We start from the raw sequence: 9588 nt of genomic DNA, 5'->3' as shown, positions 1-9588 counted from the left end.
GAACGTCGTACTCAGGGCCGGGCTGGTCCTTCCCGACGTGGCCTGAGCCACCGACAGGAGAAGCCCCCGGATTTATCCGGGGGAGGAGTCACGTCGACGTACGCGAGGCGCGCGTCGATGCCGCCCGCGACAGGGGTGGCGGCGTTGCGGTAGATCTCGCGGGCCTTGGTGAACTGCCGCTCCCCGATGATGCGGGCGTTCTCGAACTCGTCCTCGGTGGGGCCGGACCCCGGCTTGAGATTGAGGTTCGGGGACATGTCGCCGGCATTGGTGTTGGGGAACGCGGCGACGAACCCGGGCGTGTCGTCGAGATACCGCACACCCTCGTGGTCGTGCTCCCAGGTGTAGGCGGCATAGCCCTTGTTGTCGGGGCTGATGAGCGTGTTCTTGTTGGTGACCGAGGTGCTGTGGGTGGCGAACCAGCTGATCGCGCCGGCGTCCCGGTCGCCCTGCCGGAAACGCAGCACCGTCATGGCCGGGTCGATCGCTCCGGGGAACGCGGCCCGGTCGGCGGCGGGGTTGCGGTCGAAGGCCGTGCGGGAACGGTTCACGCTGGCGTTCGTGAGCGTGCCCGTGCCGAGGCTGATGGTGCCCGGCTTGAGGTCCTCGTGGGCCTTGACGACCGACTCGACGATGCCGTCGACGATCGCGCGGTACGTACCGTTCTGGAAGCCGAGGACGGAGAGGTTGTAGGCGAGGTGGTGCGAGTAGCCGCCGGGCCCGGAGTGGGTGTGGGTGGCGGACAGCAGTACGTTCTCGTCGCCGTAGAGATCGTCGTAGCGGGCCTGGAGCCGGGAAATGACGCCCTGTTGCACGGACTGGAAGATCATCGCGAGGTCGGCGTTGACGTACACCACACGCTTGCCGCTCGAGCGGTCGACGAGGACGAACGCGCGCGACCGCAGGCGTTGGTGGATGCCGGACGTCTTCTGGTCGAAGCTGGAGTAGCCCATCATGCCGGTCTCGGCGGCTTCGCCGGTGACATCGGAGATGCCCCGCCCGACGAGGTAGTCGCCGCCGGCGTCGCTGCTTGTGGCCGGGCTTGTGGCCGGCCTTGCGGTGGGCGGGGAGGCAGGCGGGCTCGAGGCCGAGGCGGACGACGGGACACCGGCTACCGTCAGGCCCACGGCTGCGGCGAGCGAGAGAAGGGGGAGTCTGCTTCGGAACCCGTCGCGGGTGGGGGGCATGGAACCTCCTGTGTGGGGGCAAGCATGCGTCCCGGTCCCGACTCCGGTCGGCGGCTCACCGACCCGTGCCGGAGATCCCGGGGGCGCGCAGTGACCCGACGGTAGGGCTCCGTTCATCACGCCGCAATAGATTCGCTACCCGTGAGTAGACCAAATCTGAGGGCGGCCGGCGGTGAGATCACCAGCGCCGGCCGGCTGCACCCGCGGACCCAGGGACCAAGGGGGTTGCGCCCTGGGTTCGTCCGGACGGTACTGCGCCACCGCCGAAGCAACGCCCCCCGCGCTTCGGCGACAACTCGACTCTCTCGTCGGACGGTTGGAGGTTCGACTGCCCTGTGACCGGGCTCAGTAGGCCGAGTTGACGTTGTCGATGGACCCGTAGCGGTCAGCAGCGTAGTTGGCGGCCGCGGTGATGTTGGCGACGGGGTCGGTCAGGTCGTGCGCGGTGCCGGCGACGTGGTAGGCCTCGAAGGTCGGCTGGATGACCTGGAGCAGGCCCTTGGACGGCGTGCCGTTCTGCGCGTTGACGTCCCAGTTGTTCTGGGCGTTCGGGTTACCGCTGGACTCGCGCATGATGTTGCGGTGCAGACCCTCGTAGCTGCCGGGGATGCCCTTGGCCTTCATGATGTCCAGCGCCTCCTTGATCCAGCCGTCCAGGTTGTCGGCGTAGACCTTCTTGGGCTTCTCCGCCGTCGAGGAGTCGGCCGCCGACGCCTTGGCGGTCGAGGCGCTCGCGGAGGCCGGCTCGGCGGCGTGCGCGGGGGAGGGGGCCAGCGTGATTGCGGCGGCCGCGGCACCCGCGGTGGCGATGCCGGCGACGGAGAACTTGCGGAGGCGGGCGATGCGGCTGGTGATGGTCTGCGTACGAGCGGTCATGCTGAGGCTGCTTTCCTCGGGGACAAGGGCGGCCGACCGGAAACTCTGCGCGTCTCGGTGCGGCGTGCGGAGCGGAACTCCGCGGGGTGTCCGGAGAGCGAATGAAGTGGGCGGGATCCACCCGGTACGTCACGTCGTGCCCCGGAACGTCAGCCATGGTTAGGGGCGCCGGCCCGGCAGCGCAATGATGTGACGTACTACCCCGCTACAGAGAAATGTCCGGAATCATCTGATGCGCGGCTCTGTCCTGCGGAAGGGAGGGCCTCGGCGCTACTACCGCCCTTAGGATGTGACGTGGCTCCTATGCGTGGGATCACACGTGAGGGGCGATCCGGGGGCTTCGCACATGGGTGGAACGGCGCCCGCCGTCCGTCGACCGGGCGGCCCGGCAGCCCTGTCCTCAGTCCTCCGGGACGGTGCCGGCGGTCCAGCGCTGATCGCCGTCCCCATCCGCCCAGGAGAAGCTGAGGGAAGCGCCCTCGTCGTCCCCCAGCGGCTCGAGGGCGAAGTCCGGCGCAATCCTGGGGCGAATCGCTCCCGATCCGTCCACGGTGAACCGCAGATTCATGCCGTTTCTTCCCTCCACGGAGGCGCACGACCAGATGCCCGCGCCGCGGTCGGTGGCACCGCGCGAGTCCAGGCAGTAGTCGGGATCCGCGCCGCTGCGCAGAAGGCCGAGGGAATCGAGGCTCCACAGCTGGGTCGGGGCAGCACTGCACCGTGCCGTGATGACGTCGGTACGGTTCTCCATCACGCCGTCCTCGATGTCCAGGCACAGCCCCGAGGCAGCGTTGACGACCTGGACGTAGCCCCCTCCCGGGACGATCGGCCTGGGCCGGGGCGGCGCGGGCTTCGAGGGAGCGGGCGCCGGACGACGGGAGGCGGAGGCCGACGCCGCGGGGCTCGGCGAGCGGGACGGCTGCTTCGACGGCTTGCGGCTGGGACCGGCCGACGGGGTGGGCAGGGGCACGGACACTGTGGGCCAGGCCGCCTGGACCGGTGGCTCCTCCGTACGGTCCGCGGCAGGGCGGGCATCCTCGGAGGCGGTGGCCAGTACGGTGCCGGCGACGACGGCGCCGACGACCGCCACCGCGACGAGAACGACGGGCAACGACATCCGCCGCGGAATCCGTGACATGGCGGAGGCGGTGGTCCCCGGCACCCCGGCCATGGGCTTCGGCCCGTCGGGGACGTCCGACCAGTGCGACCAGTCCGACCGGTCGAGCGGGCTGTGCGGGTCGGGCCGGTTGGGCCGGTCGTGCCGCACCGGCCGGTCGGGCTGCTCGAGGCGGTCCGGCCGGGACGATCCGGCGCCGAACCGGACGTGGACCGGATCGTGTGCCGCGTACGCCGCTCCGCCCCAGCCGAGCAGACCCTCGGCGAACACGGTCCTGGGGCCGTCCGCCATCCGCGCCAGCTCCGCGACCAGCCGCGTGCAGCGTTGGCACTCCGCCAGATGGAGCCTCAGATCCTCGCTGTGCCGACGGTCTCCCGGCCGCGCCGCCGCTTCGATGATCCGGCGGAACCCCAGGCACTTCTTGTCCTCGCCGCGCTCCAGGTACGCCTGGATATAGGCCTGACGCATCGCGTCCTGAGCCTTGATCCGCAGCTCGGGCACGAGGCTCGTCCGCATGCCGAGGAAAGCGGCGACCGCGGCGTCCGGCTCCTCGTCCACCACCGCGTACCAAAGGACACCCCGCGTCAGCTGCGGCAGCCGGTAGAAGCCGGTGAGCATGGGGGACGCCGCCTCGAGCCGGAGGCGGCGGGGCCCGGGCAGACCCGGCGCGGGAACGTCGGCGATGTCGTCGACCCATGCGGCGAAGTCGGGCGCGAGCCGGTCCCGGCGGCTGCCGGCGGCCCAGGTGAGCCCCACCCTCTGAACGAGCATCAGCAAATGGTGACGCCAGTTGCCCCGGGGCTCGATGCCCCGGCAGGTCTCCTGGGCGGCGAGGTCGAAGGCCTGCAGCGCCAGCTGGTTCCCGGCGACCTGGTTGCGTCCGCAGAGCCGGGCATAGGTCATAACCGCGGGCAGATGGCGGCGCTTGAGCTCCTGCGTGGCGGGAAGGGCGCGCGGGGCACCGGCGCGGATGCGTTCGGTGATCTCCCCGTCCGACAGGGCAGTGCAGTCCGACTTCGCGTCCGCGGGGTCCGGACCGACCTGGTGGAGCTCTGGCACCCTCGTGACTCCTCGTTCAGTACGGCGTGGCGGCCGACCCATCTGCCCGCCGGAAACACGCCGGTGTTACTGCGCGGAAACAAGTGCCCATGGTGAAGCAGCAATTGCCGCGGGGAAAGGTGTTTCCCCGGGTAAGTCGACGATGGTTGCCGCCGGCAGGACGGCGGCAACCGGCGATCGACTCGGAGGTGAGGGTGCGGGGTCAGTGGGCCGGGGGTGTCCGCAGGTAGTCGGCGAGCCCTTCGAGGAGGTGGTCGACGTCGTCGGTGTCGTTGTACGGGGCGAGGCCGACACGGAGTCCGCCGGCGTCGCCCAGACCCAGCCGGCGCGAAGCCTCCAGCGCGTAGAAGGAGCCCGACGGCGCGACGATGCCGCGCTCGGCGAGGTACCGGTAGGCGTCCGGCGTGCTGCGGCCGTCGATGGTCAGCAGCAGGGTGGGGGTGCGTTCGGAGGCGCGTGAGTGCACGGTGATCGCTTCGAGTTCCTTCAGGCCTTGCTCGATCCGCAGGCGCAGCACGTGCTCGTGATGCTCGAGCGCCGCGAATGCGGACGCCAGACGCTGCCTGCGGGTGCCGTCGCGCCGCGGGCCGAGGCCCGCCAGGAAGTCGACGGCCGCGATCGTGCCCGCGAGCGCCTCGTAGGGCAGGGTGCCGTACTCGAAGCGCTCCGGCACCGCGTTGGTCGACGGCAGCAGCTTGTCCGGCTCCAGGGTCTCCAGGAGCTCGGGCCGGCCGGCGAGGACGCCGATGTGCGGGCCGAGGAACTTGTAGGGGGAGCAGGCGAAGAAGTCCGCGCCGAGCCGGTCGACATCGACGAGGTCATGGGCCGTGTAGTGCACCCCGTCGACGTAGAGCAGCGCGCCGAACCGGTGGGCGAGCCGGGCGATCTCCGGGACGGCCGGCCGGGTCCCGATGAGATTGGACGCGGCAGTCACCGCGACCAGCCGCGTGCGCTCGCTGAGCACGGCTCGTATGTCGTCGGGCGTGAGCTCCCCGGTGGCGGGGTCGAAGTCCGCCCACCGCACGACCGCCCCGGCGCTCGCCGCGGCCTGGACCCACGGGCGGATGTTGGCGTCGTGGTCGAGGCGGCTGACGACGACCTCATCGCCGGGCGACCAGGTCTTGGCGAGGGTACGGGAGAAGTCGTACGCCAGCTGCGTGGCGCTGCGCCCGAAGACGATCCCGGATGGCTGCGCGCCCAGCAGGTCCGCGAGGGCCCGCCGGGCGCCGGTGACGAGGCTCTCGGCATTGCGCTCACCCAGGGTGCCGCTGCCCCGGTTGGACAGCGGGTTGGCGAGTGCGTCGGCGATGGCATCGATGACGGGCCGGGGCGTCTGTGTGCCGCCGGGCCCGTCGAAGTGGGCGAAGCCGGCTTCGAGGGCGGGGAACTGGGCACGGACGGCGGTGACGTCATAGGTCATGGAGGAGCCCCTCGCGCGGATGGATCAGGCATCGACGTAGTGATCGTTTGGGCCATTACCCACGAAGGCGGGCGGGCTGTCAACGTCAGGAGACGACGGCCTTGAGGGCCTGGAGGGGTAAGGGCGCGGCCGTGAAGTCCGGTGCGGACAGTCGCGCACTGCCCCTGCATTGCCCGCCTGACCTGCACGTTTCCCGGCGCCGCGAATCGCGCCCGACGCATGCGGACGCGAGCCTTCGGTTCGCAGTGCTCTTCGAGCTGGGTGTCGGCGTGGAAGACCTGACGCGCGAGCTGTACACGGACGCGGTCAGAGCCCGTCGCGGAGCCTGACCCTGGACGCACGAAGGCGCCCCCTGCCGACCCCGTGAGGGACAGGAAGGGGGCGCTTCATGTTCAGGGCATTGGCGGCGAGTGCGTCTGGGGCGCCCTTTGCGGGTTGCCAGCTGTAGCCCGTCGGACACGCCTCCCCGTCGGCGCCGTCTTTGGCGTCTTCCACCGCCGGTTTCTGCTCGGCCTGGGGCTGCCGGCCCGAGCGGTACGTGCGGGCCGTGCGGGAGGGGGAAGGATGCCTGGCCTCGGTCATCGCGCCCCGGGCGGCGTACCGGGCGGGCCAAGGGCGCTGACGACATCGCCCTGCTGGAGGCGACCCTGCGCAGGCAGTCCTCACGGTCACGGACGGTGTGAAGAGCCCGCGCTCCGGCATGCGGCCGTGGGGGCGGTGCGCGGCGGCCGCCGTCGGGTGCGGCCCCCTACCGCCCCATCAACAGGATCGCGGTGGCTGGTCCGGTCAGTAGGGGCCGTTCACGTTGTCGATGGACCCATAGCGTTGGGCGGCGTAGTTGCACGCGGCGGCGATGTTCGAGATTGGGTTGTAAATGTCCCAAGACGTGCCATCGACGTGGAATGTCCGAAATGTGGGGTCAATGACCTGCATGAGGCCTTTCGAGGGAATACCCGCTTTTGCGTTGGAGTCCCAGAGATTGATGGCGTAGGGGTCGCCACTCGACTCGCGCATCAGATTACGGTAGATCCCGTCGTAACTCCCGGGAATTCCCTTTGCCTCCATCACCTGCAATGCGTGCTTGATCCATCCGTCAACACGCGTGCTGCTCGCGGGAGCTGCGGCCGCAGGAGTGGGTGCGATGGCAGCAGTCGCTGTGACCAGTACGGCGGCCGTGGCAGCGCCGCCGGCGAGGCGCCGGACGACCTTTGAGGCCGTCTTCATGGGGAGAATGGAAAGCCGCATGACGCCGCCCTTTCACATGATTCCGCGGATGATGATCCCGAAGCAATTGCGGTTCATCGGGGGGAACGGGAATATTCCGCTCCCTTAGGATCCGAGGCTCATGTGCCGCAGGCAAGGCTCAATTCTGTGATTGCCGCCACAAGGGGACAATTTGACCGGCCGGGTCGGTGACTGTATTCCCTGGCGCTATCTGCCGTCCCCGCGCCGCGCCCGCCACTCCCGAGCACCCGCTCGGGGCGCCTTCCGCCCGCGAGGCCGGGTCGGCTTCCCGCGTACCCGCCGCCGGGCCGGAGCCGGTGCCGGCCATGGCGCTGGCGTGGGCGTGGGCGGCACTCGAGGGCTTGACCCGGACACCGCCCTCGCAGCGTGACGAAACGCGTAATGGAATCGCGGTGGTGACGCGCGGCCATGTGATGTCGTCAGCCGCGGCGCGAGGCCGCACGCAACCGGTCCGCGGCAAGCAGCAACTCGTCCGGTGAGCCCCCGGCGTCTCCACCAACAGCCGTGCGACCACTTGCTCTTCGTGGTGCACGAGCACCAGGTCGCCGTCGGTCGTCAGGCGCAGCGCCCGCCAGGGGTGGCTCCAGAGCTGCGCGGCGTGTTCCCAGAGCTGAAGCCCGCGGTTCGTCACCCGAAGCTCGAAGCGGGAGGCGTCGTGCGGCTTGGTGGGGCGGGACCTCGGGGGGAGGGCGCACCCTGTAGGCGCTCAGCAGGATCTCGTCCGGCTCGAGTGGCTTCATTGCGGATGCCGTCCACCCGGCCGATCCGGGCGCCTCACCACGCCCCGGCAGCGCCGCACAGGACGGCGAACGGCACGACGATCCACCACGCAAAACGTGCGGCGAACCCCTACGCGACGATCGGCACGGCGCCCAACGCACTCGTGACCCCGCCTACGCGCGCAGAGCGACGGATACGCCGCTGACCTGCGTCTCTCGCATCTGGGTCGTCGGCTCCTGTGACAGCCACCCGGCAATCCCCCTACGAAACCATCCCCGGCACCCGCGACGACGGGACCGCCGCCATCGACACTCTCCTACGGCGCACCGGCGCGTCGGGACGCCAATAGTGCGAGTCACGGTCCCGCAGAGCGCTGATACCAGTCACGTCGCTGAAATGCTGAGAGGCGTGAGCCTTGCGCCGGGCATCACGGATCCCACTCGTAGCCGCTGACTCGATGTGCCGCGCTTCGAGGCCGGTACCCATCCGTCGCCGCTCGCGACGCATCAATACAGTCATTCCTGTGGCTACGAGCAGCAACCAGGTGCTCGGCCATACGGAAGGCGTGATCGAAGTCCAAGGCAATCTCGTCCGCCACCACGTCATGCTCGTCCAGCCAGGCCACCTGCGCTGCGGCACCAGCTGCCAGCAACGTCAGCGACTCGATGAGGAGGCGGCGGAACGAGGAATCAGGGCTTCCCACGCCACGATCCTCGCACGCGAGAACACCACTTGCCGGCGGGACCGGAGTATCGCCTACCTCCGTGTGGTCGAAGATGCGGCCCCTGGCATGGTCGCTCTGGAAGGCCGTGACGCTGACGGCGATCAGTATCTTGACGGCGACCTGGCAGGCCGTCACCATTGCGTCCGAGGCGGAACGGACCCCACAACTGTGGAGCCTCACGCTCTTGCATAGTTCAGCAAACCGCGTCTTGTTCGTTCTTTTGTGCCTCAATTTCCAGGCGGACCCAGGTCTGTTGGACCGACCCACCGCTAGAGTTGTCCAGCGGCGTCCCGTTCCGCATGCACGCTCGTTTCACCCCGTCCTGATTTCAGTGCCTCAATTCCAGCGGGCGCATTTCGAATTCCGCACCCGATGAGGACTTGTGAACCGAACGTCTTGACCAAGGTGCAGGACCGCTGCATGAACAACCCCGCTCACGCCGACAAGAGTTACGGCCGGATCACTCGCGACATGCCGCAGCGGCGGCCGGCGAGTGGTGACGACTGCTGGTTCTTCTGACAAGGAGCGTCTGATGACGATGAGCCCACGCACATGCATCGCGGCCATACTCGGATTTCTCGGTGTCGTCGGCACCATCACCCTGGCCCAGCCTGTCGCTGCAGCGCCGACGTGTCCCTATCCGTACGTCTGCTTCTACAACACCGACGAGCTGAGCAATCCTGCCGCCAAGATCACTGGCAAGTATCAGGTCGTCACCAGCGGATGGCAGTGGTTCACCGGCTCGGCCTGGGGCAGTGACTATGTGGTCAACACCCGCAACGACGATGTGGCGTACGTCCACATGACCGATGGCAAGGTCATCTGCGTGGAGAACAACAGCAGTTACTCATTCGTCAACGACGAACCCCTTCGATACGCCGATGCCGTACGCATCTCCTCCGCATCGAACTGCTGAACCAGCACACGGGCGGCAGGTCCGGGCAGAGATGCGCGTGGTGCCCGCTGCACGCCGATCACCGTCATCGGACGCGGCGCCTGAACAAAATTGCACAGCGTCACCACCCCGGCGACCGCGACCAGCACCAGTGCCGGCGCCCCGCTGGCGCTCAATGGGAGTGACCCAGGGTTAGCCCAGGCGGGGCACGAGATGATCTTGAACACCGGAGGGGGGGGGGGGGGAAGGGCGGCCCAGGACCCCCCCCCCTCCCCCCCCCCTCTTGGGGGGGGTGGGCCCCCGCTGCCCCGCCCCCTTTCTTTTTGTCTCCCCCGGAGCGAGGCG

Annotated in this window: 6 protein-coding genes and 1 pseudogene; 1 reads left to right on the top strand and 6 read right to left on the bottom strand. The window is 69.2% G+C overall.

Features of this window, described 5'->3' with window-relative positions; genetic code table 11:
• Window positions 1-89: 89 nt before the first annotated feature.
• The 6 genes and pseudogenes from ACFV9O_RS38200 to ACFV9O_RS38175 form a co-directional block, all read right to left on the bottom strand.
• Window positions 90-1187: pseudogene (locus tag ACFV9O_RS38200) on the bottom strand (neutral/alkaline non-lysosomal ceramidase N-terminal domain-containing protein); the annotation flags it as partial.
• Window positions 1188-1532: 345 nt separating this feature from the next.
• Complete coding sequence (locus tag ACFV9O_RS38195; RefSeq protein ID WP_385427080.1) at window positions 1533-2063, bottom strand: transglycosylase SLT domain-containing protein; 531 nt, start codon at window positions 2061-2063, stop codon at window positions 1533-1535.
• 400 nt (window positions 2064-2463) lie between these two features.
• A complete protein-coding gene (locus ACFV9O_RS38190; RefSeq protein ID WP_385427077.1) occupies window positions 2464-4239 on the bottom strand; it encodes a ricin-type beta-trefoil lectin domain protein in 1776 nt (591 codons plus the stop codon).
• 202 nt (window positions 4240-4441) lie between these two features.
• Window positions 4442-5659, bottom strand: coding sequence for a cysteine desulfurase-like protein (locus ACFV9O_RS38185; RefSeq protein ID WP_385427074.1), 1218 nt, complete (start codon window positions 5657-5659; stop codon window positions 4442-4444).
• A 786-nt stretch (window positions 5660-6445) separates the two neighbouring features.
• Window positions 6446-6883 (bottom strand): transglycosylase SLT domain-containing protein, encoded by a 438-nt coding sequence (locus tag ACFV9O_RS38180; protein ID WP_385427071.1) that lies wholly within the window; start codon window positions 6881-6883, stop codon window positions 6446-6448.
• A 1168-nt stretch (window positions 6884-8051) separates the two neighbouring features.
• Window positions 8052-8486: a hypothetical protein gene (locus ACFV9O_RS38175; protein WP_385427068.1), complete on the bottom strand. Its 435-nt coding sequence runs from the start codon at window positions 8484-8486 to the stop codon at window positions 8052-8054.
• A gap of 400 nt (window positions 8487-8886) precedes the next feature.
• Here ACFV9O_RS38175 and ACFV9O_RS38170 point away from each other — a divergent pair, with 400 nt between their 5' ends.
• Window positions 8887-9264 carry a hypothetical protein gene (locus tag ACFV9O_RS38170; RefSeq protein WP_385427066.1) on the top strand — a complete coding sequence of 126 codons (378 nt, stop codon included), beginning with the start codon at window positions 8887-8889 and terminating at the stop codon, window positions 9262-9264.
• The last annotated feature ends 324 nt before the right edge of the window (window positions 9265-9588 follow it).

The organism is Streptomyces sp. NPDC059909 (assembly GCF_042730885.1).
In the GTDB taxonomy this organism is placed as follows: Bacteria; Actinomycetota; Actinomycetes; order Streptomycetales; family Streptomycetaceae; genus Streptomyces.
The sequence above is the reverse complement of the archived record's forward strand: the minus strand, read 5'-3'. Positions and strand labels throughout refer to the sequence as shown.